We start from the raw sequence: 25,049 nt of genomic DNA, 5'->3' as shown, positions 1-25,049 counted from the left end.
TTTGCCGGGCAGCCTCTTAGGAACAGAACTCATGCCAGATAGTGCCCCGCAACAGCTGCTTCATCTCGTCATCGGCGGCGAGCTGCTCGATCTCCAGCACAACACCTTCAAGAACCTCGACGACGTCGAGATCGTCGGCCTCTATCCGAACTATGCCGCCGCCCATGCCGCCTGGCGCGCCAAGGCGCAGAGCACGGTCGACAATGCGCAGATGCGCTATTTCATCGTCCACCTCCATCGGCTGCTCGACCCGAATCAAGAACCGGCGCGTTGAAAAAACTGCTTCGCAATACGCTGCGAAGCAGCTGGTTTCAGCGTGCCGTCGGGTTCCTGGCGGCCGAATATCTGCGTCTGGTCTGGCGGACCAACAGGTTCACGTTCGATCCGCCCGACGTCTATGACATCGTCGAGCCGCAGATCCCGGCGATCTTCGCGTTCTGGCACGGCCAGCATTTCCTCACCCCGTTCATCAAGAACAAGGACTCCTACCGCGCCAAGGTCCTGATCTCGCGTCACCGCGACGGCGAGTTCAATGCCATCGCGGTGGAGCGCCTCGGCATCGGCCTCATCCGCGGTTCCGGCGATCATGGCGGCGCTTTCCACCGCAAAGGTGGTGTCGGTGCCTTCAAGGAGATGGTGCGAACGCTCCAGGACGGTTGTAATGTGGCGCTCACCGCCGATGTCCCCAAGCGCGCGCGCGTGGCCGGGCTCGGCATCATCATGCTGGCACGGGAATCGGGGCGGCCGATCATGCCTTTTGCGATGGCGACCAGCCGCTTCATCCGGCTCAAGAACTGGGACCGCACCACCATCAACCTGCCGTTCGGGCGCGGTGCGCTGGTCGGCATCAAGGAAATTCACGTTCCCGCAGATGCCGATGCCGCCATGATGGAAACGCTGCGGCTGGAGCTGGAAGAGACGTTGAACGAAGCCACCCGCCGCGCCTATGCGCAGCTCGGCCGACCGGGGCCTGCCGATGGCTAATTCGCTGCCCAAGTCCCTGCCGATGACGCTGCGGATGTACCGGCGCCTGGCCACCGGCCTGGCGCCGCTCGCGCCTGCGCTGATCAAGCGGCGGCTGAAGCAGGGCAAGGAAGATCCCGCGCGCGTCGGCGAGCGGCGCGGCCTGTCCCGGGACGTCCGGCCGCATGGTCCGCTGGTGTGGATCCACGGCGCCAGCGTCGGCGAGGTGCTGGCGGCGGCGGCGCTGATCGGGCGGCTGCGCGATCTCAATCTGCGCATCCTGCTCACCTCGGGCACGGTCACCTCGGCCGCCGTCGTCGCCAAGCGTTTTCCGCCCGACGTCATTCATCAATACGTGCCGTATGATTCCCCGCGCTATGTCGCGCGCTTCCTCGATCACTGGAAGCCGTCGCTGGCGCTGTTCATCGAGTCCGATCTCTGGCCGAACCTGATCCTGGCGGGCGCGGCGCGCCGGGTGCCGATGGTGCTGATCAACGGGCGGATGTCGCCGCGCTCCTTCCCGCGCTGGCGGCGGATGCACGGCACCATCTCGGCGCTGCTGTCGCGCTTCGACATCTGTCTGGCGCAATCGAAGACCGATGCCGAACGCTTCTCCACGCTCGGCAGCCGCGACGTCGTCACCACGGGCAATCTCAAGCTCGACGTGCCGGCGCCGCCGGCCGATCCCGCCAAGCTCGAGCGGCTGATGACGATGACGCGCGGGCGTCCGGTCATCGTCGCGGCTTCGACCCATCCGGGCGAGGACGAGATGCTGGTGGCGGCGCATCGCAGCCTCGTCGGCATCTTCCCGCAGCTCCTGACCGTGATCGTGCCGCGGCATCCGGATCGCGGCTCGTCGATCGCGGGGATGATCACGGCGTCCGGCCTGAAGCCGGCCTTGCGCTCGCGCGATGAGCCGCCGACGGCCACCACCGATATTTATGTCGCCGACACCATGGGCGAGCTCGGCCTGTTCTATCGCCTCTCCCCGGTCGTGTTCATGGGCGGATCGCTGATCCGCCATGGCGGCCAGAATCCGATCGAGGCGATCAAGCTCGGCGCGGCCATCGTGCATGGTCCGCATGTCTTCAACTTCGCCGATGTCTATGAGGCGCTCGACAGCCGCGGCGGGGCTCGCCAGGCCGATACGCAGGATGCGCTGGTCAAGCAGCTCGGGCTGCTGCTGGTCGAGCCCGCGGTGCGCGACAAGATACAGCGCGCGGGCGCCGGCGTGGTCGAGGAGCTCGGCGGCGCGCTCGATCGCACCATGACGGCGCTCGAGCCGTATCTGATGCAGCTGCGGATCGAGATGGGAGCCGCCAATGCGTGAGCCGGCCTTCTGGTACCGGCCGCGTTCCCCGAAGTCGCATCTGCTCAGCCCGCTGGGCGCGCTCTATGGCGCCATCACCGCACGCCGCATGGCGCGCAAGGGATTTGACGCCGGCATCCCCGTGCTCTGCGTCGGCAACTACCATGTCGGGGGCGCCGGCAAGACGCCGACCGTGCTGGCGCTGACGAAGCTGCTGCGCGAGCTCGGCGAGACCCCGGTGGTGCTCAGCCGCGGCTATGGCGGGCGCTTGCACGGCCCGGTGATGGTCGATCGCGAGCGTCACGATGCGTCCGATGTCGGCGACGAACCATGGATGATGGTGCGCGACGTGCCCGTCGCCGTCGCGCGCGACCGTCTCGACGGCGTCGCGCTGGCGAAGTCGCAAGGCGCCACCGTGATCCTGATGGACGACGGCTTTCAGAATCCGCACCTGTTGAAGGACGCCTCGCTGATCGTGATCGACAGCGAGCGTGGCCTCGGCAACGGCAAGGTGTTTCCGGCAGGTCCCTTGCGCGCGCCGCTGAAAGCGCAGCTCGCGCGTACCGATGCGCTGGTGCTGATCGGCGACGGCCATGCCGCTGACGATGTCGCGGCGAAGATTTCCGCGCGCGGCAAGCCGGTGCTGCGGGCGCGGCTGAAACCGGATGCGGTGTCAGTCGCGCAGCTCTTCGGCAAGCAGGTCTTCGCCTTCGCCGGCATCGGCGATCCCGATCGCTTCTTCAGGACCTTGCGGGCGAGCGGGATCGAGATCGCTGGGAGCCGCACCTTTGCTGACCACCACCCGTATTCTGAGCGCGACATCCAGGAAATGTGGGATGATGCCAGGCGCAACGGGCAAACGCTGGTGACCACGGAGAAAGACCTTGCCCGCATCCATGGCGGCGAAGGGATGTTGCCCCACGTGGAAGGTGTGGTGCCGTTCAAAGTAACGCTGGAGTTCGATGATCCGGATGCGCTGCGGCAACTGATCAGCGATCATCTCTACAAGGCCCGCGAGCGGCGCTTCAGCAAGCGCTGATCGCGCCGCAGGCTCTACGGCACTGGTTGGAATAGCAGGGCCAACGCCGCTTCTATTGCTTATTTCTCCGCTCGATGAAATCGCCCCACTCCTGTCTGACGATCAAGCGAAACAGTCCGGGTGGCACAGCTTCTCCCTCCGGGATGCTGCTGGGTAGCGGCAATGTATTGACTGATCCCATGAACACTCCGAACAAGGGCATGCACCTCTTGAGGGCGTAGTCCACGGCTTGGTCCTCGGTCCGAACTCCGGCCGCTCGCGCGCCGGTGGTGTTTAATCGGACACAAGCCCTGAAGTCGGAGACGTAGGGTTTCTCATCCTGTGGTGTCTGAGCGGCGGCCGAAAACGGCAGCATTAGAAGAGACGCCAAAACAGCTGCTCTCAACGGACGCTCCCAAATGTTCGTGCCTAGCCTGTCTTGGACAAAGCCATTGCGACGGAAATAAGGGGCAGTGCGCCATTCAGCCGACATTCATCGCAAAACGCCTATCGATGCCAGACGATCCTGGAGTCTGTGATGAAACTGCCCTCTACGGCCATTGCCGCCAGCCTTGTGTGTCTGAGCGTTGCGCCGGTGTTGGCACAGACGACGCCGGCTGCTGCTCCGACCGCCACGGTGCCGGTCCCCGCGACCAAGCGCATGGCGTGCCTCAGCTCGACACAAAGTCTGAAGGGGCAGGACAAACGCGACCAGATGCAGCTCTGCATGGCGCAGGCGCGGCTCGATTGCCTGAAGCAGGCGATCGATCAGAAGCTGGTCGGCGAAGCGCGGAACAGCGCGATCAAGACTTGCGTGGGCACGGATGGTCCGGCGCAGCGATAGCCACGCAGGTGAGGCCTCACGATTGCGGCTTCGGCGCGTTCGGGAAATGCCGCTGCAGCACGGCCGCGGGCGTGGCGTAGGCTTCCTGCAAATCCACGCTCCAGTACTTCAATTCGTCGAGCGGGATCCGCGTGTCGGTGATGGCGCAGCGCACGAACGTTCCCGGCGAGATCACGCGGAAATCGCCGTCGAGATATTGCACTTGCGCTTCGCCATGGCCGGAAGGGCCGAACTTGTTCAGCACGGTCGAAAGTCTCCGTGGAAGGCACCTGCTTGGAAAACCTTGCAGGGCACGATGTGTTGGACCGGATGTAGCATAGATAGGGTGGCTTGTCCGCCCGTTAAACCCACCGGTTTGTGATGTTTTGCCGCCGTTTGCGCATGATAGTGCTTGAGGCCGTGCGGCACCTCCTGCGACTGAGTCCGATGCGCCTTCGACTGACCGCCCTGTTCCTGACGCTCTCGATGTCGGCCGCGCAAGCCGCGCCGGTGCCCGCACCTGCGCAGGTCGAAATCCCGCTCGCCTCCGGCGTCCTGCATGCGCAGCTGTTCAAGCCGGAGGGGGCAGGGCCATTCCCGACCGTGATCGCGCTGCATGGTTGCGGCGGTCTCGGCAGCCATTCCGATTCCGTCCAGCCGCGCTATCGTGATTGGGCCGAGCGCCTGCTCAAGGCGGGCAATGCCGTGCTGCTGCCCGACAGCTACGGCTCGCGTGAGCTCGGCCCGCAATGCCGCGTCAAGGAGATGCACGTCAAGGCGCGGCGCGAGCGTGTCGCCGACATCGCGGCCTCGCGCGCCTGGCTGATGAAGCAGAGCTGGGTGGCGCGCGACCGCGTCAGCCTGATCGGCTGGGCCAACGGCGCCAGCGCGCTGCTCTGGGCGGTGCGTCCGCAGGCCGTGGCGCGTGATGCCGGACCGGACTTCCGCGCCGCGATCGCGTTCTATCCGGATTGCCGCATCTCCGCGGGTCTCGGCTGGAGCACGCGGGTGCCGACGCTGGTGCTGATCGGCGCCAACGACGACGTCTCCTCGCCGCCAGCCTGCCGCCAGATGGTGGACGGCGCCCATGGCCGCAGCGCGCTCGCGCGCATCGTGGTCTATCCCGGCGCCTATCACGATTTCGACCGCGCCAATACGCCGCTGCACGCCGCGAGCGCCAGCGCCGACGCCGCCGCACCCGAGCACGGTCATCTCGGCACCGATTCCGAAGCGCGCGCCGAGTCGCAGAAGGAAGTCGCCGAATGGCTGGCGCGGTAGCTGATAAGAGCGGGCCTGCCCCGCCGTAGCTCGGTAGAGCGAAGGCGGGACAGCCCCGCATCGACCACCGCCCTGCACGGATCGAAATGGTCGACCGTGAATCTACGGGTCGCGCCGCGCACCGGTTTCAGCGGATCTCGGCGCCTTAGTTCGACCATGATGTCGGCTAAACGCATCTTTCATGCGCAGCCGCATCGTCATCTTCTCATCCGCACTGGCCATCTTCACCGTCGCAGTGTTCCTGTTCGAAGCCCACGCCGGCTCGCCCCTGCGCGCGCCGGACCATTGCGGCTTCTGGACCACGATCGACGCAGGCTTGTCCTGCCGGTAGGCGGCGCGAACCGGCGCGGGGCGCGCTCTCTCCCCCGTCGTCCCGGCGAAGGCCGGGAGCCATACCGCGCGATCTATCAATTGCGGTCGGTCTGAGTACCGAACGAAAAGTCTTCGCCAAACTTCTCCCTGGGGTTTTGGGTCCCGGCCTTCGCCGGGACGACATCGGAGAGAGTGCGCACCGCGCTCTAGAACAAACTGCCCTGATCCACCGGCTTGCCCACGCGCTTCGGCGCGGGCTTGGCCTCTTGCGCGGCTGGCTTGGGCTGCGGCGACGGACGCTTGGCTGTCGGCGCCGGGCGATCCGCATCTGCTGTGGCGCCCACGCGCCCATCGGCAAACTCGATCGCGATCCGTGCATTCGGTCCGACGCTGTCCGCCGAATGCAAGGGGTGCCCGGCTTCATCCCGCACCAGCGCGAAGCCGCGGGCGAGCACGCCGCGATAGGACAGCGCGGAGAGCAGCTTGCCGCTGTTCTCGACGCGGGCATCCAACCGTTGCAGCAGCGTGAGAAGCGCGCGGTTGGCGCGCTCGGCGAGGCGATGCGTGCGCTCGCGCTGGCGGAGAATCGCATTGCGCTGGGCCTGCGCGTTGGAGAGCTTTGAGGCGCGCAGGCGCACTTCAAGTCCAGCGAAGCGGTCGCGGCGTTGCCGCAGCAACGCGCGCGCCGACAGGCCAAGCCTCTCGCCGGATACGGTGAGCCGGTGCCCGGCCTGCGCGATCTGGCCGTGCAGCACCCGCAGCGTCAGCTTCGAGCTCGCCGCGGTAAACCTGCGGAAATGCGCATGCGTGTTGGCCTTGAGCCCGCGGGGCAGGGCGCTGCCGGCCGAATCCAGCCGCTGCCGCGGGATCGCGAGCAGATCGGATGCGGCGGGAAGCGCGCGCGCGGCGGCGCGCAATTCGCTGCGGCGGCTCTCGTGTGCCCGCTGCCAATAGGCGCGCGTGCGCCGCGCCAGATCGGCGACCTCGACGAACAATTCGCTGCGCACCGGCACGGCCATTTCGGCCGCGGCCGTCGGTGTCGGCGCGCGCTTGTCGGCGACGAAGTCGATCAGCGTGATGTCGGTCTCGTGTCCGACCGCCGAGATCAGCGGGATCATGCTTTCGGCGGCCGCGCGGACCACGATCTCCTCGTTGAACGACCAGAGATCCTCCAGCGAGCCGCCGCCGCGTGCGACGATCAGCACGTCGGGCCGTGGAATCTTGCCGCCTTCAGGCAGCGCGTTGAAGCCGCGGATCGCAGCCGCGACCTGCTCGGCCGAGCCCTCGCCCTGAACCTTCACCGGCCACACCAGCACGTGGCGGGGAAAGCGATCCTCCAGCCGGTGCAGGATGTCGCGGATCACGGCGCCGGTCGGCGAGGTCACGACGCCGATCACCTCCGGCAGCCACGGCAACAGCTGCTTGCGCGCTTCGTCGAACAGGCCTTCGGCGGCGAGCTTCTTCTTGCGCTCCTCCATCAGCGCCATCAGCGCGCCGATGCCGGCCGGCTCCAGCGCCTCGATCACGATCTGATACTTGGAGGAGCCCGGATAGGTCGTGAGCTTGCCGGTGGCGATGACCTCGAGCCCCTCCTGGGGCTTGAAGCGCATGCGGCCGTGCACGCCCTTCCAGATCACCGCCTCGATCTTGGCGCTCTCGTCCTTGAGCGCGAAATAGCAATGGCCGGAGGAATGGGCGCCGCGGAAGCCCGAGATCTCACCGCGGACCCGGACATGGCCATAGGTGTCCTCCACCGTCCGTTTCAGGGACTGCGAGAGCTCGGAGACGGTGAATTCGGGCGCGTTGTGAAGTTGTTCCGCAGGCGGCATCGGCAATCGATTCGGCATTTTGGGGTCAGACCCGACGTTAAGGATTTTCGCAACGCGGCGCCAATCCAGGGATTGATTGCAAGAGTACTCTGTACTATAGAGTTCTCTATTGATGCTGAGTTTGATGGAGTTGGCCATGGCGATGCGGTTGCTGCGAAGTTCTCTGGGCGTGCTGAAATGGGGGTTGTGCGGGGTCGGCGCTGTGGCGCTGCTGCTCACCGCCCTGGTCGCGACGCCGCTCGAGCGGCCCGCCGAGATGCGCTCGGTCTCGGAGTCCGCCAAGGGCATCGACTGGTCCACGCTGCCGCCGCTCGAACGCTTCCAGGCCCGCGACGGCACCTGGCTCGGCTTCCGGCACTACGCGCCGAAGGGGACGGCCACCGACCGCGGCGCCATCTTCATCCACGGATCGTCGGGCTCCTCCGCGACCGTCAACCACGCCTTGACCGCGGCGCTCGCCGCACATGGCGTCGAGACCTGGGCGCTCGACATGCGCGGCCACGGCGCTTCCGGCACCCGCGGCGATATCGGTTATGTCGGCGAGCTCGAGGACGATCTCGTCGACTTCGTCGCCCATGTCCGCAAGTCCGCGCCCGATCTGCTGCTGACCCTGGTCGGCCATTCCGCCGGCGCCGGCTTCTCGCTGCGCGTCGCCGCAACCCCGATCGTGCAGGACCTGTTCGCCCGCACCGTGCTGGTCGCGCCCTATCTCGGCTATGGTGCGCCGACCAACAAGCCGCATTCCGGCGGCTGGGCCAATGCCGACAAGCCGCGCTTCCTCGCGCTCGCCGCGCTGCGCAAGCTCGGCATCGATTGCTGCTCGCAGCTTCCGGTGCTCGCCTTCGCCGTGCCGGCGAATTCGGAGCGGATTCTGACGGCGACCTATTCCGATCGCCTGATGCGCAACTTCGCGACGCATGGCTATCGCCTCGACCTCGCCTCGGTAACGCATCCGATGACCATCTTCGGCGGTGGCGAGGACGAGATGATGATATCAGCCAAATATGCCGAGACCGTGCAGGCCATCAAACCGTCCGTCGACGTCAAGCTGATCGAGGGCGTCAACCATATGGGCATGGTCACCAACCCGAAGGCGGTCAACGCGATCGCCGAGGACGTCGCAACGCGCGGGAGCGGGCAATCGTGATCGACAGCAAGGAGGCGTCTGCGGCGCTGGCCGACATCGACGACATCGTCCAGCGCGTGAAGCAGTCGCAGCTCTACGAGCTGGCCAGCCTTGCGGCGCTGTGGTGGGGCGTTCTGGTCTTCGCCGGCAACGTCGTCACCTGGCTCTGGCCGTTCTACGCCGTCTACGCCTGGCCCGCCGTCGACATTCTCGGGGTCGGCGGCCTGGTTGCGATCCGCCTGCTGAGCCCACCGCACGTCCCAGGCGCTGCCTTCGACATCAGGCTTGTGCTGGTCTTCGTGCTGTTCTTCGCGTTCGGTTATATCTGCACCAACGTGCTCGGCCATTTCGGTCCGCGCGAGCTCGGCGCATTCTGGCCGATCTATTTCATGCTGTTCTACACGCTCGGCGGTCTCTGGTTCGGCACTGCCTTCGTCGCGATCGGCATCGGTATCATCGCGCTGACGCTGATCGGCTTCTTCACTATCGGCGCGGCATTCCCGCTCTGGATGGCCTTCGTCAACGGCGGCGGCCTGATCCTGGGCGGCCTCTGGATGCGGCGGATCTGATGGCCGAGCTCGACGACATCATTCATCAGCCGTTGCGGCTGAAGATCATGGCGGCTCTGAACGCGCTGCCGGTCGCGACCGGCCTGGAATTCGCACGGCTCAAGAAGCTCACCGGCGCCACCGACGGCAATCTCGGCGCCCATATCGAGACGCTCGCCAAGGCCGGCTACGTCTCGGTCGACAAGGCCTTCGTCGGCAAGAAGCCGCAGACCACGGTCACCGCCACCGCCGCCGGCCGCGGCGCCTTCGCGCGGCATGTGGCGACGTTGCAGGAGATTATCGCGGGGAAGCAGGTGTAGACTCCGCCCGTCATTCGGGGGCTCTCTCCTTCGTCATTCCGGGGCGCGCCCTCTTGGGCGCGAGCCCGGAATCCATACTCACGATGGTGCTATGGATTCTCGGGCGCGCAATTGCGCGCCCCGGAAATGACGGGGAGTGTGGGGATCACAGTGACAATGCACTAAACGTATCAATTGATGCTTTGGCTTTCGAGATTAGTGCACTGTCACCGTCGTTTGGATGCTTGGGTTTTGGATTAGCGCTGCGCCGGCGAGCCAGAAAGTCCTTGACGCAACGGAACACCATGGATTTCTTTCGGTCGGAAGACCTTGATTGGTCGATGGACGGAGCCGACCCGTGAGATTTTTGCCGAGAATTTTGCTCGTAACCGCTCTCGTGAACCTCGCTCCAGCCGCAGCTGGGGCGCCGAAGAAAGCCGTCGCTTCTCCTGCCTTGCAGAAGGAATTCGATGGCTTCATCGAGAAATTTCGCGCGGCGCTGAAGGCAAACGATTCCGCCGCCGTCGCCAGCATGACGCGATTGCCGTTCATGAACGACAGCGCAGTTCGCGACGCCGCGCAATTTCGCGCCAAGACCTATCCGACCTCCTTCACGGCGAAAAATCGCGCGTGTATCCAGCGCGGCAAGGCCGTCTACGATCGCGATCAAGAGAACAATGACAATTACTTCGTCTTCTGCGGCGACCTCATCTTCGTCTTCACCAGGACGCCGGCGGGGTTCCTTTTTACGGAGCTCGGTGCGAATGACTGATCCGAGACTCCGGGATTACGGGATTACGGGATTACGGTGACAGTGCACTAAACCATGTCAACTGATGTGTTGGCCTTGGAATTTAGTGCACTGGACTGCACCCCTGAAGTGAGACACGATAATTGTAGTGACAGGCATTTCAAGGATGACCTGTGGCAGTACAAGGAAAGAACCGTCAGTTTCCGACGGCCTACAAAATAAAGGCGATCAAGCGGGTTGAAAGAGGCGACGGCGTTCTGCCCGTTGCTCGTGAACTCGGGATTTCTCGCAAGATTCTCCACGAGTGGATCAAGGCGTGGAAGGCCGATGGGCCAGACGGGTTGAACCGCAAGCGCGGACCCAAGCCTGGCCCCCGCAAGCTGAAACCGCTAGCGACGTACAACGACAAGCGTTCCGCCCTCGCGCTCGCCAAAGCGCGCATCGCCGAACTCGAGCGGTTGGTCGGCCGTCAGCAGATGGACCTCGATTTTTTTCGGCAAGCCTTGCGCGCACTGGAGCGGCCGGCAGCGCAAGGCAAACCCGTACCCGCATCATCGAGGTCATCAAAACGATGACATCGGAGGCAACCGATTCCCATGCCGACGTGCAGCGTTTGTGCTGCCTCGCGGGCCTGCCGCGTGCAACTTACTATCGGCGCCTAGCCAGACAGGACCGCAAAGCGGCCGACTGCGAGCTGCGCGACCAGATCCAGCGTATTTGCCTCAAGCACGTCTTCTACGGCTATCGACGGGTGACCGCTGCCCTCCGGCGCCAAGGTATGGTGGTGAATGCCAAGAAAGTTCAGCGGCTTATGCGCCAGGATAATCTGCTCGCGCAGCGCAAGGCGCCGTTCCTGAAACCGCCTGCGGAACGGCCATCGGGCGTTCTCGTCGTCCCTAATCTGGTCCGCGGCCTGGTGCCATCCGCCCCCGATCAGATCTGGGTCGCCGACATCACCTATGTCCATCTCGCCAAGACCTTCGCCTATCTCGCTGTCATTCTGGATGCCTTCTCGCGCAAGGCTGTCGGTTGGGCTTTTGAGGACACGCTCGATGCCTCACTCGCCATCGCTGCACTGGAGAAAGCAATCGCCGCCCGAAAACCGGCACCTGGCAGTCTGATCCATCACTCCGACCGCGGCGTGCAATACGCCTCCATCGCCTATCGCCAGCGGCTGGCCGATCGCGACATCACCATCAGCATGAGCAGGCCGGGCAATCCCTTCGACAACGCCAAGGCCGAAAGCTTCATGAAGACGCTCAAGGCCGAGCAGGTCAACGGCCGGGCCTTTACCGACCTGGGTGACGCTCGCCGCCACATCAACAGCTTTATCGCAGAGGTCTACAACAAAGAGCGCCTGCACTCGGCGCTCGGATACCAGTCGCCTCTTGAGTTCGAAACCGCGTTCGCGCAAAACAAGGCGCGGTGACGCATCGTGACACCCCCACTGTCACTACAATTATCGTGTCTCACTTCAGGGGTGCAGTCCAGCACTGTCACCGTAATTCCGTAATTCGCTAGCCAAAGTCATTGCCCGCCTTCGTTGCCGTCGTCCTTGACGTCTTCACCAACATATTTCTGTACCCGAAGCGCGTTCAATCGTGAGGTCTTCGCTATGGCTCGCAACGCGGTCTCGGCGTTGCGAACGATTGTGGTCATGTCAGCCGTTGCGTTCATGATGCGGCGGTAATCGAGCGCTGACAGAACTACGCGCCTCAACTGCTCGCCTTCGCATGCTTCGAAAAGCGCTTGATATTGTTCTACCGGGGCCGCGGCCAATTGCGCGTGCTTTTTATGATCCAGATTTTGCGCGGCGAGCACAAGATCGCTCTCAAAATCGAAGACTGGTGCCGCGGCGATGGCTCGCTGCTTCGCGATATCTACGATCCTTGGCTCGTTAACCGCGCGATCGAATGGATCGTCGTGCACCCAGAAACTATCCCCCGCTTGCATGGCCGTAAAATCGATTAGATCGTCGGCCTCCTTATCTCGCTCAAGTGCGCGCAAGACTGACACGACTTCATCCAAATTCCTGCGCGACAGAACGCCCACATTGATCTTGAAACCCGATATCAGTGCATCACAAACGCTGTCTTCGTTGTCCACAAAACTGTCGTGAAAGAGTCGCCAAGATTGCTCAAAAGACCCAGCCTTGGACGTGCGATCTCGCTTCGCCTGAGTTTCAGTTGCTGCCGTTTCGATTTCTTCAACATTGAGTACGCTGCTCTCAACGAAATGAAGCAAGGCGACGTCCAAGTCATCCAAATTGCCCCATTCGTACTCGCCTAAGATCGTATCCCATCGAAGCTCGTCCGGGCTTGGTGAGACTTTCTCATCTCGCCGCGTCATGTATCGCCCGAGGCTGCTTTGCTTGACGTAGTTCATCGGTGGCGGGGCCGCGCCGGTGTCAAACTTGCACCAGCCAAACATGGTCAGCGAGTGCACTGCCTGCCTCATTAAACCCGGGCCATGTACCTCAAGATGTGGCGCCACCATCCGAATAAGCCGCTCGATCTTCTTGATGACCCTGATATTGGCAATCCGCAGTTTGATGCAATGCTCAGAAATCAGGGTCGAGAGACTATCCTTGTCAGCAATCGCGATCGCCACCGCCTCAGCGGCATTGGGCGCGAATACCATCTTCGTGTCGATGACTTTTTCAAAGTAGCCGTCGAACTCTTTCGCCGCGCCATCGTCTTGCTTTAGCTGGGTCTCGTTGAGCAGCAGTACGACCTTGCAGGCCCGCTGCTCGCGCAGGTAAGAGATTAATCCGAATACGTCTTTCACGCTGATCGCGCCGCGACGTTCTAAATCGTCGATACAGATGATTTGGTTGCGTATCGCAGTGAACAGAAGAGGCTGGGCTTTCGCGATTGCTCCACCGACCACGGGCAATGCACCAGCAACTCCGATCCATTGCTTGCCTTGCTTTAAGATCGAATTTCCGCCCGAGAGTAGCGCGTCAAATCCACTGTTGCCCTGCGGCACAAGAAACTCGAGGTTCTCGAAAATAGACACCTTGAATGCGTCTAATGAGGCGATGCCGAACAGAGAGACATAGCTATAGCGCGACAGGCCGATTTCACGTCTAGTTCGGAGTCGATCCAGAATAGTCTGCCACGTGTACGTCTTGCCGACGCCCCATTCGCCCGAGATGCAGAGAACATCCGGCTCAGAGGATTTCAGAAACCTCTCGATCTCGCCTTTAACTGCTGCGGTAGCCGTCATTTCGAACCTGCTGCAGGGACGCGGTCGGACACGCGATCCATCCGGTCTTCCTTTTTCGATCCAAGCAAAGTGTCAGCCGCATGGTGCGCATTGTATGCCATTCAATCTATCGTGTCGGCAGGATATCTATCGGAGCCCGAGAGCTTGCCAAAACCGGTGATCTTGCGTCTGATGGACCGTTGTGGCCAATTTGGAAACGGCCGGGTGTGCTGGGTCTAAGTTACTCCTGACACTCGGCGGGTAGTGTTTCGCAGAGCCATTGATCTCTCGACGCCTTTCGCGTCGGAAGGTCTCCTACAAGGCACCGGGTACGCCTGCCCCGGAATGACGGGGAATTGGCGGCCGTTCCCCCTTGAGCCCCACCCCGATTCGTGCGACCTCCGCCCCAGCAAAACCCCTCATTTCGAGCCTTCGATGCACATTCTCCTGCTTGGTTCCGGCGGCCGCGAACATGCCCTGGCGTGGAAGATCGCAGCCTCCCCCCTGGTGACCAAATTCTGGTGCGCGCCCGGCAATGCCGGCATCGCGCGCGAGGCGGAATGCGTGGCGCTCGATGTCGCCGACCATGCCGCCGTGATCGCCTTCTGCAAGAAGAACGCGGTCGAGCTGGTCGTGGTCGGCCCGGAGACGCCGCTGGCGGCCGGCATCGTCGATGATCTCACCGCCGCCGGCATCAAGGCGTTCGGCCCGAACAGGATCCCGGCCCAGCTCGAAAGCTCCAAGGGCTTTACCAAGGCGCTCTGCACCGAGTTCGGCATTCCGACCGGCGCCTATGAGCGATTCACCAACGCCGATGACGCGCGCGCCTATGTGCAGAGCCAGGGCGCGCCGATCGTGGTGAAGGCCGATGGCCTTGCCGCCGGCAAGGGCGTCGTCGTCGCCAAGACCGTGCGCGAGGCGGAGGACGCCATCGCCATGATGTTCGAGGGCGCGTTTGGCGAGGCCGGCACTGAGGTCGTGATCGAGGAGTTTCTGCCGGGCCGCGAGATCAGCTTCTTTGCGCTCTGCGACGGCGAGACCGCCATTCCGCTGGCCTCCGCGCAGGACCACAAGCGCGTGTTCGACCACGACGTCGGCCCGAACACCGGCGGCATGGGCGCCTATTCGCCGACGCCGCTGGTGACGCCGGTGATCCACGACGCGATCATGGCAAAAATCATTCTGCCGACGGTGGCCGGCATGAAGCAGCGCGGCACGCCGTTCCGCGGCGTGCTTTATGCGGGGATCATGCTGACGACGCAGGGCCCAAAGCTGTTCGAGTTCAACGTCCGCTTCGGCGATCCCGAGTGCCAGGTGCTGATGCTGCGCATGATGTCGGACATCGTGCCGGCGTTCCTGGCGTCCTGCGATGGCCAGCTCAGGAATTTTGACCTTCGCTGGTATCCAGAGTCTGCACTGACGGTGGTGATGGCCGCGAAGGGTTATCCCGGCGACTATCAGAAGGGCACCCGCATCGAGGGGCTCGATGACGCCGCCAAGGTCGACACCGTCGAGATATTCCACGCCGGCACGGTTGCGAAGGATGGCGCCATCCTCGCCAATGGCGGCCGCGTGCTCAATGTCTGCGCGCTCGGGGCGACCGTGACCGAGGCGCAGGCGCGCGCCTACCAGGCCGTCGACCGCATCCACTGGCCGGAAGGCTTCTGCCGCCGCGACATCGGCTGGCAGGCGGTGGACGCCGAGAAGGCCCGGAATTAGGTCGTCGTTCCGGACGGCGCGTAAAACGCGCCGATCCGGAACCTCGAGGTTTTGGCCCGCCACCGCGGGCCACATCGACATCAGAAATGCGCAATCAGCTGTTGGGGTTAGCGACCCCGCTGATAATACCGCTACTGTGCATGGGGTTGTTTTCGACTTTTTGGTCGGCCCCCCACGCCGACTGACCCAACAAGGATGCAACAAGATGTCCGATCTCGCCGACCTCTATCCCGGCTTCGCCTCCGAATGGATCAACACCTCGTTCGGCCGCATCTTCGCCCGCGTCGGCGGCAACGGGCCGCCGCTGCTCTTGCTGCACGGCTTCTCCGAGACCCATGTGATGTGGCACCGCGTCGCGCCTGAGCTCGCCGACCGGTTCACGCTGATCATCGCCGACCTGCCGGGCTATGGCTGGTCCGACATGCCCGAGAGCGACGCGCTGCACATGCCCTACAGCAAGCGCGCGATGGCCAAGGCCATGGTGGAGGTGATGGAGCGCCTCGGCCACGTCCACTTCGCGCTCGCCGGCCACGATCGCGGCGGCCGCGTGTCGTATCGGCTGGCGCTCGATCATCCCGGCCGGCTGTCGAAGCTCGCCGTGCTCGATATCCTGCCGACCTATAATTACTGGGAGCGGATGAACCGCGCCTATGCGCTGAAGATCTATCACTGGACGTTCCTCGCCCAGCCCGCGCCGCTGCCGGAGACGCTGATCGCAGGCCAGGGCGAATTCTTCCTGCGCTTCAAGATGGCGAGCCAGACCAAGTCGAGGACGCTGGACGCGATCGACAAGCGCGCGCTCGAGCACTACATCGCGCCGTTCCGCGATCCCGCCCGCGTGCATGCGATGTGCGAGGATTACCGCGCCGGCGCCTATATCGACTACGACCTCGACAAGGCCGATTTCGACGCCGGCAAGAAGATCACGGTGCCGATGCTGGCGTTGTGGGGCGGCGCCGGCATCGCCCAGGCCGCCGCGACCCCGCTCGACATCTGGAAGCAATGGGCGACCAACGTCGAGGGACAGCCGGTGGACTCCGGCCACTTCCTCACCGAGGAGAACCCTGATGTCACCGCGCAGGCGCTGCGCGCGTTCTTCGCGAGCAGTTAACGCCGCTCGCGAAAGAATTCCTTGAGCAGCCGCGCCGCCTCGCTCTCGCCGACCCCGGAATAGACGTCAGGGGCGTGGTGGCAGGTTGGCGAGGCAAAGAACCGGACGCCGGACTCGACCGCGCCGCCCTTGGGGTCGGCGGCGCCGTAATAGAGCCGGCGGACCCTTGCAAAGGAGATCGCGCCCGCACACATGGTGCAGGGCTCCAGCGTCACGTAGAGGTCGCAGTCGACCAGGCGCTCGCTGCCGATCTTTTTCGCCGCCTCGCGCAGCGCCACGATCTCGGCGTGGCCGGTGGGGTCGTAATCGGTCAGCGTCCGGTTGGCGGCGGTGGCGATGACCTCGTAATTGCGGACCACCACGCATCCGATCGGAACTTCGCCCGCCTTTCCGGCATTTTCGGCCGTTTTGAGCGCCAAATCCATGAAAGAGGGGGCTTTCAAGCCTCGTATCATCCGAAGAAACCTGCTAGTAGCTGCGCCTTCAGCAGAAGTGCTTACCGGTTTTTGCCTGAGCATGCGGCTCGGAATGAGCGCACATAATGCTCATCGCGCCACCCCCTGAGTGAGATTATTCATGCCTCGCGACAGCGACAAAGACAACGATTCCCGCGGCCGGCGAGGCCCGCCCAAAGGCGGCCGTAGCGGCAAGCCCCGCGGCCCCGACAAGAAATTCGCCAAGCGCGGTTTTGAGGGCAAGGGCGACGGCGACAAGCGTCCCCCCCGTGGCGATCGCGACAGCCGTCCGCCTCGTGGCGACCGTGACAGCCGTCCGTCGTTCCGCCGCCGCGAGGAGGGCGATGCGCCGCGCCGCGATTTCTCCGACCGTCCTCGCTTCAAGCGCGACGATCGCGGTGGCGAAGGCCGCGGCGAGCGCAGCTTCAAGCCGCGTAGCGACCGCCCCTTCTCCGATCGCGGATCGCGCGACGGCGAGAAGCGCTCCTTCAAGCCGCGTGGTGATCGCCCGTCCTATGGCCGCGACGATCGTCCGCCGCGCAGCCGGGATCGCGACGACGCCCGTCCCGCCGGTCGCTTCGGTGACAAGAAGTTCGGCGACAAGCGGCCCTATGCGCCGCGCGGCGATCGCGAGGACCGTGGCGAGCGCAGCTTCAAGCCGAGAGGCGACCGTCCGAATTTCGCCCGCGGTGATCGCGCGCCGCGTGGCGAGCGCCCCGAACGCAAATTCGAGGACCGGAAGTTTTCGCGGGCTGGAGGAGATCGCGGGCCGCGCAAGGATTTCGGCGGCCGCGATCGTAGCGATGACAAGCCCTGGCAAAAGCGTGACGACCGTCGCGAAGGCGGTCGCGGTGATGACCGTCCGCGTTTTTCGCGCTCGCGCGACGATCGTGCGTCGGGCGACCGTCCGTTCCGCGAGCGCCCGAAATTCGATCGTCCGCGCGAGCGGCCCGAAGGCCGCATGGACTGGCAGGAGCATCCGCGCAGCGAAGGTGGCTTCCGCGATCGTCCGCGCCGCGACAACGAGGACGACAGCAGGATTTTTGAGAAACGCCCCGCCTTCGGTGGCCGCGGTGCTTATCGCGCGCGCGAGCGTGATTTCGAGGGACGACCGCGCCGCGAAGAGGCGCCGAAGCCGAAGAAGGCGGGCGAACGTATCGCCAAGGCGCTGGCGCGTGCGGGCCTTGCCTCGCGCCGCGATGCGGAGGAGATGGTCACGCAGGGCCGCGTCACCGTCAACGGTCGCGTCATCAACTCGCCGGCGCTCGACATCACGAAGAATGACGTCGTTCTGGTCGACGGCAAGCCTTTGCCGGAGCGCGAGCGCACGCGGCTGTTCCTCTACCACAAGCCGCGCGGGCTGATGACGACGCACGATGACCCCGAGGGGCGTCCGACCGTGTTCGACAATCTGCCCGAAGGCCTGCCGCGCCTGATCTCGGTCGGCCGGCTCGACTTCAACACCGAAGGCTTGCTGTTGCTCACCAATGACGGTGGCCTCGCGCGCACGCTGGAGCTGCCGGACACCGGCTGGCTGCGCCGCTATCGCGTTCGTGCTCATGGCGATGTCACCCAAGCGCAGCTCGATCAATTGAAGGAAGGCATCGAGGTCGAGGGGGTGAAATACGGTCCGATCGAAGCGACGCTGGAGCGCGACCAGGGCGCCAATGTCTGGTTGGTGTTTGCGATCCGCGAAGGCAAGAACCGCGAGGTGCGCAACGTCTGCGCCCATCTCGGGCTCGAGGTGAACCGGCTGATCCGCGTCTCCTACGGTCCGTTCCAACTCGGCGAGGTTCCCGAGGGGCAGGTCGAGGAGATTCGCGCGCGCGTGCTGCGCGAGCAACTCGGCGACAAGGTGATCGAGAAATCGGGCGCGCAGTTCGACGTGCCTAAGAAGTCCGCTGAGGGCGAGAACAAGACGTCGAAGCGCGCCGTGATTGCCGACCGCAAGGGCCGCCGCGTGCTGGTGCAGCGCACCGGCAGCGACGAAGCGCGCGAGCGCAACGAGGAAGAGGCCAACGGTTACGGCCCACCGCGTCGTCCCAAGCGCGGTTATCACGGCAAACGCGACCTGACGCCGAAGGAGGACTAGGTTGCGCGTCGTCGGCGGTCGTTTGAAGGGGCGCAATTTAGCCTCACCGTCTTCGCGTGACATCCGTCCCACGGCGGATCGGCTGCGCGAGTCCGTGTTCAACATCCTCGTGCACGCCTATGACGATCCGATCGAGGACGCGCGCGTGCTCGATCTCTTCGCCGGCACCGGCGCGCTCGGGATCGAGGCGTCGTCACGCGGCGCGAAATTCGTGCTGTTCGTCGACAATGGCGCCGAGGCGCGGGCACTGCTGCGTAACAATGTCGAATCGCTCGGCCTCGGCGGCGTCACAAAAGTCTATCGTCGCGATGCGACCGATCTCGGGCCCGCGCATCCGGTCGAGCCGTTCTCGCTGGTGTTCCTCGATCCGCCCTATGGCAAGGGTTTTGGGGAGAAGGCGCTGGCTTCTTTGCGCGATGGTGGCTGGCTGACGCCGGGCGCGCTGCTCGTGGTGGAAGAGGCGAAGGCCGCGCAGTTCGCTACGCCGGAAGGGTATGAGGAGTTGGAGCGGCGCGCGTATGACGACACGGAATTCGTGTTTTTGAGGAAGCCGTAGCCTAACACTTCTGCTTCATATACCCTCATGCTCAGGAGCGTGAAGCACTCAGGCTCCTTCAGTTGCCAGCGTTAATCTTGCAGCGGAAATTAGCTCGAAGCGGTCATGCATCGAGGCGCCGTCGGGTGGCTCGCCCGCGCGGCGGTTCACGAGGGCGACGATCATGTCGTCCAGCTCAAGCCGCTTGATTGGCTGAAGGTCAGTCGCGCATTTTATTCTGGCATCGCCGGGCTTGGGATTGCCGCGCTGCGCAGGAAAGGCAAACGGCGGCGTCGGTATCCCGAGGATCACGTTGCGATGATCGAAGTCGGGCCTTGGGTTTCCAATTTCCACGCAATTCGCAAAAATGCTGTAGGCCTCTTCGCCGAGGGTGAGGATCAGTATAAAGCCGGTGTAGTCGATCGCCCCGCGCATGTAGGTATCTTCCACCAGCGCTTCGTTGATCTCCAGCCGTCCCAGATGGCCGCCGCAATCGGCTGTCGTTACCCAGAAGAAGCGGTCGCGCATGAACTCCTGGTAAAACGCCATGTTGCGCGGCAGCTGGGACAATGGGGCAGCCCAGCCTGTAGCGAAGCCTACCTCATTGACGAATCCGTGTGTTCCGACGGCCATCTCCTTGAACAGATGGCTGTGTTCACTCGACATCCGCATCGCGGCAAACAGCGAAGGCTGACCACTTCGCATGAGATCGGCGTGTGCGAGCGGAGTGGCAACCACGCGTGCCGAACTGCTGTGCATCGTCAGTAACATTCCAGCGTGATCGTTGCCTGCGAGAAATTCATCTCCTTCAGCGCGTCCATGCCGATGAAGACATAGTAGGCGCCGGCGTCGCCCCAGCACCAGTGCATGGCATCGTCGGTTGCGATCTGAAGCAGCAGGAGGTCGTGGGTCGGGCCGATCTGCGCATCTGACTGCAGGCCGTCGTGGTACCCGCCGATGCGATGGGGACGGTTGTGATAGAGGCTGCGCCAATGCGGCTCGAATTCGGAAAGCACGGCGGGCGGGATCAGTGGCCGCTTCGCTTCATCGACGTAATAGTCAGCCACCAGCTCGCGAATGTGGCCGCGCTGGAAGGACCAGGCGGAAATTTCGTGTTCGTGAAAGGCAACGTGGCCTCGCTCGCCGTCCCGATCGGCGGAGGAGTATCTCCAGAACCGGAATGCGTCCTGCTGCAGGCGCGCCTTGAGCGCTTGCCAGGCATCGTCCGGAATCGAGCTGTCGAGGTCGTGCGTCAGAACGGCTGATCGCTCGACGGCCACGCGTGCGCGCATCGCGGTGCCCCACTCGCCGAGCTCGCGCTCAGACCGGTGCAGATAGTCCACGATGGACTCCAGCGTGGGATGGCTGGCCAGGAAAGCCGCCAGCGCTTCGCGTCGTGCTCTGCGGTTCTCTGCCGCACGCCGCGTTTGCGCCCGGCGCAGGCGCGTCGCCTCGTCTTCCGGCTCGGGGCCTTCGAGATCAGCACGGGACATCGCGGTCCAGCTGGCGTCGTCGGCCTCGATCACGGCGAGGATGGAGCCGACATAACCCGGCTGGCTCAGCCTCTCGACCAGCCAATCGGGTATCTTAAGCTTGTCCGGCGGGGTGACTGACGGCGCACGAGTGCGCGCGACGCTGTCGAGCACCTGAAGCGCGCCGCGCCAGGTGAAGGGTTCGGGCTCGTCCGGCCGCTGGCGGTCCGACGCGACGGGCTGCGCCGGATACAGGATGCTCGCAAAATTTTCTGGCGCCACGCGCGTGCGCTGGCCTTCGATCCGCGCCTCATTGGGCACGACGACGAGATCGACCGGCCAGCGCCGCCAGCGCCGCGGCACTTCGTCGGCGGTGCGGCAATAGTCATAGTCGAATCCGGAATAGACGCCGTCATGCACGGGCCCGAGATCGGCCGGGGGCTCCCGCTCGGAGCCGAGCGCATCGACATGGAGAATGCGAAATGCATCAGGTCCCTCGGGCACGCCTTGATTGGGATCGATGAACAGCAGCAGCCAGCCCTGGCGGGGCCCGAGCCCGCCCCACAATTCGGCCGGCAGGTCGGCGCAGGCAATCTGCGCCACGAAGTGCAGCGGCCGCTCGCCTCTATCAGGGTATTCCGACGAAATCGACCGCGGCCATTCGATGTGATCGGGCATCATAGGCAGCCCGCCCAGCCATGATCGGGGTGCTTCGACCCGCGGCGGAATCTGCCGCCGCAAGACGACCGAAACGCTCTCGCTGATCCCAGGCGGCGGCGGAATCGGCGCATCGCGCCCCACCGGGGCGAAAGCCGCCCGACCCAGGCATGGTGGCGAGGTCGCGGCCCTCGCCCGCTGAAAGCGGCGAAAATCCCAAGCGACAAACGCCACGGCGCATACGAGCAGGACTTGCCACCAGGACATGCTGGGACCCTAGGCATTACAGGACAGCTTCAGGTAGCAACTAAGAGTTAATGGCTTGCGGACGAAATTGATCGAAGCTGCGCAGGGCGGGTTAGCCAGGCCAACTTACAAATCCTCGCGTCACCGTCTCCCGAATAGCTTCTCCACATCGGCGAGCTTCAGCTCGACATAGGTCGGCCGGCCGTGATTGCACTGGCCGGAGTTCGGCGTCTCCTCCATCTCGCGGAGCAGGGCGTTCATCTCTTCCGGCCGCAGCCTGCGGCCGGCGCGCACCGAGCCGTGGCAGGCCATGGTGGCAGCGACATGCATCAGGCGGCGCTCCAGCGGCAGCGCTTCGTCCCATTCCGCCATGTGCTCGGAGAGATCGCGCAGCAGCCCGCCGGCATTGGTCTTGCCGAGCAGCGACGGTGTCTCCCGCACCGCGACCGCGCCGGGGCCAAAGGATTCGATCGCAAGGCCGAACGATGAAAGCTCCTCGCTGCGCTCCAGCAGGCGCTCCACCGTGGCTTCGTCCATCTCGACGATCTCGGGGATCAAGAGGATTTGACGCTGCACGCCGTTTGCGGCCAGCGAGGCTTTCAGCCGCTCATAGACGATGCGCTCATGCGCAGCATGCTGATCGACGATGATCAGCCCGTCGCGGGTCTGCGAGACGATATAAGTTTCGTGCAGCTGCGTGCGCGCAGCACCAAGCGGACGATCGACGAGATCGCCGACCGGCTGCGTCTCGAACCGCACATCTGCGCTCGGGGCGCCGACGTCGAAGGTGGCCTGCGCGCGCTCGGCGAAGGCGGCCGAGCTTTCGAACGACGACATCGGCACGACCGGGGCCGATGGCGAGGCGCGCCAGTCCCAGCTTGCCGGACGCGGCGGCGTGAAGGCGGGCCGGAACGAGGACAATGCGCTTTCGCCGCTATTGGCGGCGGTGCGGCGGCCCTCTCGGGCGAGCCCTTCCTTCAATCCGTGCACGATCAGCGCACGGACGAGGCCGGCGTTGCGGAAGCGGACCTCGGTCTTGGCCGGATGCACGTTGGCGTCGACCTCGCGCGGATCGAGCGTGACGAACAACGCCAGCACCGGATGACGGTCGCGCGGCAGATAGTCGGCATAGGCCCCGCGCACCGCGCCCAGGATCAGCTTGTCACGCACCGGACGGCCGTTGACGAAGAGATATTGCCCGAGCGCATTGGCTTTGGTCAGCGCTGGGGCCGCGGCGTAGCCAGCCACGACAACGCCCTCGCGTTCGGCATGGACTTCGAAGGCATGGGTGCGGAACTCCGAGCCGAGAATGTCGCCAAGCCGCGTCAGGCGTCCGGCTGCGCCGGGCAGGGCGGCGGCCCAGGTCACCGGTGCACGTTCCTCGCCCGCAAGCGTGAAGGCGACATCGGGCCGCGCCATGGCGAGGCGCCGCACCACTTCGCGGATCGCTTCCGCCTCGGTGCGATCGGTCTTCAAAAACTTCAGCCGCGCCGGCGTTGCATAGAAGAGATCGTTGACTTCGACGCGCGTTCCGTGCGCGAGCGCCGCCGGCATGATCTCGGACTTCTCACCGCCCTCGACAGTGAGCGCCCAGGCATGCGGCTCGCTCGCATGCCGCGTGGTGATCGAGAGCCGCGCGACCGAGCCGATCGAAGGTAGTGCCTCGCCACGGAATCCGAGCGTGCGGATCTGGAGCAAATCCTCGTCGTCGAGCTTGGAGGTGGCGTGGCGTTCGACCGCGAGCGCGAGGTCTTTTGCGGTCATGCCGCTGCCGTCGTCGGTGATGCCGATCCGCCGCCGGCCGCCGCCATCGGTGAAGACGTCGATTCGGCTCGCGCCGGCATCGATGGCGTTCTCCACGAGCTCCTTGACCACGCTCGCAGGACGTTCGACCACCTCGCCGGCGGCGATGCGATTGACGACCTGCTCTGGAAGCTGACGGACGGGCATGGGGCTTTCGATGTGGATTCGCTGACAACGCTATTCTAGGCCGTGTTGCGTCAAAAGCATGTGTTGGGCAACAGTAACGTGGCGGCCTGGGGAAGAAGGCCACCTATCGCATTGAAGATATTGCATGTTCAAGAAAATCGCGTAATCGATGCGGCCGAACAGCCGTACCCGGCCCGGTCCAACCTGTTCTGAAAAGGAAAACGGCCCATCCACGTCAAATTCAGCGTGCGCAGATTCTAGCGGCGCTAAAGACGCGGTGGTCGTCGCCGGCTATTTTACAAGAAGAGAAGGTGCTCGGTGTGTGCGGTGTGTTCCGCGCTGCCTTATATGCGGAGCACAATTCCGCGAAACCGCCGTCAAATCCCTAAACGATGACCACACCATCCGGATTGCATGACGAACACGTCGCTTGATTTCTTGACGCGATGCAATGGCCCGGTGCAGACGAGCGGCGTAGGGAACGGCCGTGCCATTCATCGCGAAAAATCCAGGAGAAATGGATGAAGCTGGTGAAGACCTCGATGATCGCATGCGCTCTGTCGGCTCTCGTTGCCGCGCCCGTATTTGCGCAAGGCGCGCCGCCCGCCAAGACAGGCGGCACCGTGCAAAGCAAACCCATGCAGGGCAGTACGATGGGCAGCGGCGACGAGGAGATGAGTGCTCAACCTGGCGCCGCGGGTGAGAAGACCGGAATGAAGTCGACCAAGAGTACCAGAGGTACGGTCGGCACGACAGGCAGCGCTGTGCACAAGGGGACCGCCGACGATGCCGCGACCGGCGGCGCAGCCACGGGCAAGCGTTACTAGGATGGTAGAACTCCGGTCGCCCTGCGACCGGAGTTTCCTTTGGCTGCGTCCGTCCTGCTAATCGTTCTTGCTAATCGTTGAAGCGGCCGCCGCGTCCGGCCTTGACGTCGCTGCGGCGCTTCTTGCCGTCGAGCCGCCGTTGCTTGGAGGCGAAGGTCGGTCGCGTCGCGCGTCGCGGCGTCGGCCGGATCATCGCTTCAGTCAGGATTTCGACGAGCCGGTCGATGGCGTCCTGCCGGTTACGTTCCTGGGTGCGGAAGCGCTGGGCATGGATCACGATGACGCCTTCCTTGGTCATGCGCTGGCCGGCGATGCGGGCGAGCCGGATCGTCGCGTCCTCCGGGATGGTCAGCTTACGGGTGTCGAAGCGCAATTGCGCGGAGGTCGAGACCTTGTTGACGTTCTGGCCGCCCGGGCCGGAGGCGCGGACAAAGCCGATCTCGATGTCGTCCTCGTCGATGACGAGATCGCGGGATATCCGCAGCATGATGGCACCATTCGTGATGTCTCGACATATCGCGGAACGTCCATGTTCGGCAATGG

26 protein-coding genes are annotated in these 25,049 nt (G+C 64.3%); 18 read left to right on the top strand and 8 right to left on the bottom strand.

The annotated features are described in order from the left end of the window. Positions 1 to 31: 31 nt before the first annotated feature. The 5 genes from ACWAT4_RS35275 to ACWAT4_RS35255 all read left to right on the top strand — a co-directional run bounded on the left by ACWAT4_RS35275 (position 32) and on the right by ACWAT4_RS35255 (position 4,134). Positions 32 to 274, top strand: a complete 243-nt coding sequence (locus ACWAT4_RS35275; RefSeq protein ID WP_212297122.1) for a DUF4170 domain-containing protein — start codon at positions 32 to 34, stop codon at positions 272 to 274. Continuing rightward, positions 271 to 984, top strand: coding sequence for a lysophospholipid acyltransferase family protein (locus tag ACWAT4_RS35270; protein ID WP_212297121.1), 714 nt, complete (start codon positions 271 to 273; stop codon positions 982 to 984). Before ACWAT4_RS35275 ends, ACWAT4_RS35270 begins: the two co-directional genes overlap by 4 nt. Continuing rightward, positions 947 to 2,293, top strand: coding sequence for a 3-deoxy-D-manno-octulosonic acid transferase (locus ACWAT4_RS35265; protein WP_449729242.1), 1,347 nt, complete (start codon positions 947 to 949; stop codon positions 2,291 to 2,293). Before ACWAT4_RS35270 ends, ACWAT4_RS35265 begins: the two co-directional genes overlap by 38 nt. Beyond that, positions 2,286 to 3,311, top strand: coding sequence for a tetraacyldisaccharide 4'-kinase (gene lpxK, locus ACWAT4_RS35260; protein WP_449729241.1), 1,026 nt, complete (start codon positions 2,286 to 2,288; stop codon positions 3,309 to 3,311). The genes ACWAT4_RS35265 and lpxK overlap by 8 nt, the downstream gene beginning before the upstream one ends. A gap of 517 nt (positions 3,312 to 3,828) precedes the next feature. Beyond that, on the top strand, positions 3,829 to 4,134 hold the full coding sequence (locus tag ACWAT4_RS35255; RefSeq protein WP_449729240.1) for a hypothetical protein: 306 nt from the start codon (positions 3,829 to 3,831) through the stop codon (positions 4,132 to 4,134). 16 nt (positions 4,135 to 4,150) lie between these two features. Here ACWAT4_RS35255 and ACWAT4_RS35250 read toward each other — a convergent pair whose 3' ends face one another. Continuing rightward, complete coding sequence (locus ACWAT4_RS35250) at positions 4,151 to 4,378, bottom strand: DUF2093 domain-containing protein (RefSeq protein ID WP_128968398.1); 228 nt, start codon at positions 4,376 to 4,378, stop codon at positions 4,151 to 4,153. Between the two features lie 182 nt (positions 4,379 to 4,560). On the opposite strand from ACWAT4_RS35250, the gene ACWAT4_RS35245 reads away from it, so the two are divergent. Further along, positions 4,561 to 5,391: a dienelactone hydrolase family protein gene (locus ACWAT4_RS35245; protein ID WP_449729239.1), complete on the top strand. Its 831-nt coding sequence runs from the start codon at positions 4,561 to 4,563 to the stop codon at positions 5,389 to 5,391. 181 nt (positions 5,392 to 5,572) lie between these two features. Beyond that, on the top strand, positions 5,573 to 5,722 hold the full coding sequence (locus ACWAT4_RS35240) for a hypothetical protein (RefSeq protein WP_212297116.1): 150 nt from the start codon (positions 5,573 to 5,575) through the stop codon (positions 5,720 to 5,722). Between the two features lie 187 nt (positions 5,723 to 5,909). Here the strand turns inward: ACWAT4_RS35240 and xseA are convergent, their stop codons facing one another. Then, positions 5,910 to 7,550 (bottom strand): exodeoxyribonuclease VII large subunit, encoded by a 1,641-nt coding sequence (xseA, locus tag ACWAT4_RS35235; protein ID WP_449729238.1) that lies wholly within the window; start codon positions 7,548 to 7,550, stop codon positions 5,910 to 5,912. 118 nt (positions 7,551 to 7,668) lie between these two features. Here xseA and ACWAT4_RS35230 point away from each other — a divergent pair, with 118 nt between their 5' ends. The 6 genes from ACWAT4_RS35230 to ACWAT4_RS35205 all read left to right on the top strand — a co-directional run bounded on the left by ACWAT4_RS35230 (position 7,669) and on the right by ACWAT4_RS35205 (position 11,685). Then, complete coding sequence (locus ACWAT4_RS35230; protein WP_449729237.1) at positions 7,669 to 8,679, top strand: alpha/beta hydrolase; 1,011 nt, start codon at positions 7,669 to 7,671, stop codon at positions 8,677 to 8,679. After that, positions 8,676 to 9,227 carry a hypothetical protein gene (locus ACWAT4_RS35225; RefSeq protein WP_449729236.1) on the top strand — a complete coding sequence of 184 codons (552 nt, stop codon included), beginning with the start codon at positions 8,676 to 8,678 and terminating at the stop codon, positions 9,225 to 9,227. The genes ACWAT4_RS35230 and ACWAT4_RS35225 overlap by 4 nt, the downstream gene beginning before the upstream one ends. Continuing rightward, positions 9,227 to 9,526, top strand: a complete 300-nt coding sequence (locus tag ACWAT4_RS35220) for a winged helix-turn-helix domain-containing protein (RefSeq protein WP_212428597.1) — start codon at positions 9,227 to 9,229, stop codon at positions 9,524 to 9,526. The genes ACWAT4_RS35225 and ACWAT4_RS35220 overlap by 1 nt, the downstream gene beginning before the upstream one ends. A 433-nt stretch (positions 9,527 to 9,959) precedes the next feature. Beyond that, positions 9,960 to 10,277, top strand: a complete 318-nt coding sequence (locus ACWAT4_RS35215; protein WP_449729235.1) for a hypothetical protein — start codon at positions 9,960 to 9,962, stop codon at positions 10,275 to 10,277. 152 nt (positions 10,278 to 10,429) lie between these two features. After that, a complete protein-coding gene (locus ACWAT4_RS35210) occupies positions 10,430 to 10,831 on the top strand; it encodes a helix-turn-helix domain-containing protein (RefSeq protein ID WP_212445588.1) in 402 nt (133 codons plus the stop codon). After that, on the top strand, positions 10,828 to 11,685 hold the full coding sequence (locus ACWAT4_RS35205; RefSeq protein ID WP_449729234.1) for an IS3 family transposase: 858 nt from the start codon (positions 10,828 to 10,830) through the stop codon (positions 11,683 to 11,685). The genes ACWAT4_RS35210 and ACWAT4_RS35205 overlap by 4 nt, the downstream gene beginning before the upstream one ends. Positions 11,686 to 11,783: 98 nt before the next feature. Here ACWAT4_RS35205 and ACWAT4_RS35200 read toward each other — a convergent pair whose 3' ends face one another. Continuing rightward, positions 11,784 to 13,484 (bottom strand): P-loop NTPase fold protein, encoded by a 1,701-nt coding sequence (locus ACWAT4_RS35200; RefSeq protein ID WP_449729233.1) that lies wholly within the window; start codon positions 13,482 to 13,484, stop codon positions 11,784 to 11,786. A 414-nt stretch (positions 13,485 to 13,898) separates the two neighbouring features. Here ACWAT4_RS35200 and purD point away from each other — a divergent pair, with 414 nt between their 5' ends. Together purD and ACWAT4_RS35190 are read left to right on the top strand one after the other, a co-directional pair. Further along, positions 13,899 to 15,182, top strand: a complete 1,284-nt coding sequence (purD, locus tag ACWAT4_RS35195; protein ID WP_449729232.1) for a phosphoribosylamine--glycine ligase — start codon at positions 13,899 to 13,901, stop codon at positions 15,180 to 15,182. 205 nt (positions 15,183 to 15,387) lie between these two features. Further along, entirely contained in the window at positions 15,388 to 16,293 is a 906-nt protein-coding gene (locus ACWAT4_RS35190; RefSeq protein WP_449729231.1) for an alpha/beta fold hydrolase, read from the top strand. Here ACWAT4_RS35190 and ACWAT4_RS35185 read toward each other — a convergent pair. Next, on the bottom strand, positions 16,290 to 16,748 hold the full coding sequence (locus ACWAT4_RS35185; protein WP_212297101.1) for a nucleoside deaminase: 459 nt from the start codon (positions 16,746 to 16,748) through the stop codon (positions 16,290 to 16,292). The two genes, ACWAT4_RS35190 and ACWAT4_RS35185, sit on opposite strands and share 4 nt — an antisense overlap. Before the next feature lie 121 nt (positions 16,749 to 16,869). Here ACWAT4_RS35185 and ACWAT4_RS35180 point away from each other — a divergent pair, with 121 nt between their 5' ends. Further along, entirely contained in the window at positions 16,870 to 18,840 is a 1,971-nt protein-coding gene (locus ACWAT4_RS35180) for a pseudouridine synthase (RefSeq protein WP_449729230.1), read from the top strand. 1 nt (position 18,841) lies between these two features. Further along, positions 18,842 to 19,396 carry a 16S rRNA (guanine(966)-N(2))-methyltransferase RsmD gene (rsmD, locus tag ACWAT4_RS35175; protein WP_212297099.1) on the top strand — a complete coding sequence of 185 codons (555 nt, stop codon included), beginning with the start codon at positions 18,842 to 18,844 and terminating at the stop codon, positions 19,394 to 19,396. Positions 19,397 to 19,444: 48 nt separating this feature from the next. Here rsmD and ACWAT4_RS35170 read toward each other — a convergent pair whose 3' ends face one another. From ACWAT4_RS35170 to mutL, 3 genes are all read right to left on the bottom strand, one after another. After that, positions 19,445 to 20,146 (bottom strand): hypothetical protein, encoded by a 702-nt coding sequence (locus ACWAT4_RS35170; RefSeq protein WP_449729229.1) that lies wholly within the window; start codon positions 20,144 to 20,146, stop codon positions 19,445 to 19,447. Next, the gene (locus ACWAT4_RS35165) at positions 20,137 to 21,528 is read right to left on the bottom strand and encodes a DUF1963 domain-containing protein (protein ID WP_449729228.1); all 1,392 of its coding nucleotides are present in this window, start codon (positions 21,526 to 21,528) and stop codon (positions 20,137 to 20,139) included. The genes ACWAT4_RS35170 and ACWAT4_RS35165 overlap by 10 nt, the downstream gene beginning before the upstream one ends. A gap of 363 nt (positions 21,529 to 21,891) precedes the next feature. After that, positions 21,892 to 23,700, bottom strand: coding sequence for a DNA mismatch repair endonuclease MutL (mutL, locus tag ACWAT4_RS35160; protein WP_212297096.1), 1,809 nt, complete (start codon positions 23,698 to 23,700; stop codon positions 21,892 to 21,894). Between the two features lie 500 nt (positions 23,701 to 24,200). Between mutL and ACWAT4_RS35155 the strand changes: the two genes are divergently transcribed. Then, complete coding sequence (locus tag ACWAT4_RS35155) at positions 24,201 to 24,506, top strand: hypothetical protein (protein WP_212297095.1); 306 nt, start codon at positions 24,201 to 24,203, stop codon at positions 24,504 to 24,506. A gap of 70 nt (positions 24,507 to 24,576) precedes the next feature. On the opposite strand, the gene arfB is transcribed toward ACWAT4_RS35155, so the two are convergent. Continuing rightward, positions 24,577 to 24,993, bottom strand: coding sequence for an alternative ribosome rescue aminoacyl-tRNA hydrolase ArfB (gene arfB / locus ACWAT4_RS35150; RefSeq protein ID WP_212297094.1), 417 nt, complete (start codon positions 24,991 to 24,993; stop codon positions 24,577 to 24,579). Positions 24,994 to 25,049: the final 56 nt, after the last annotated feature.

This window comes from Bradyrhizobium sp. T-1 (assembly GCF_053592855.1).
This window is presented reverse-complemented; position numbering and strand designations above follow the sequence as displayed.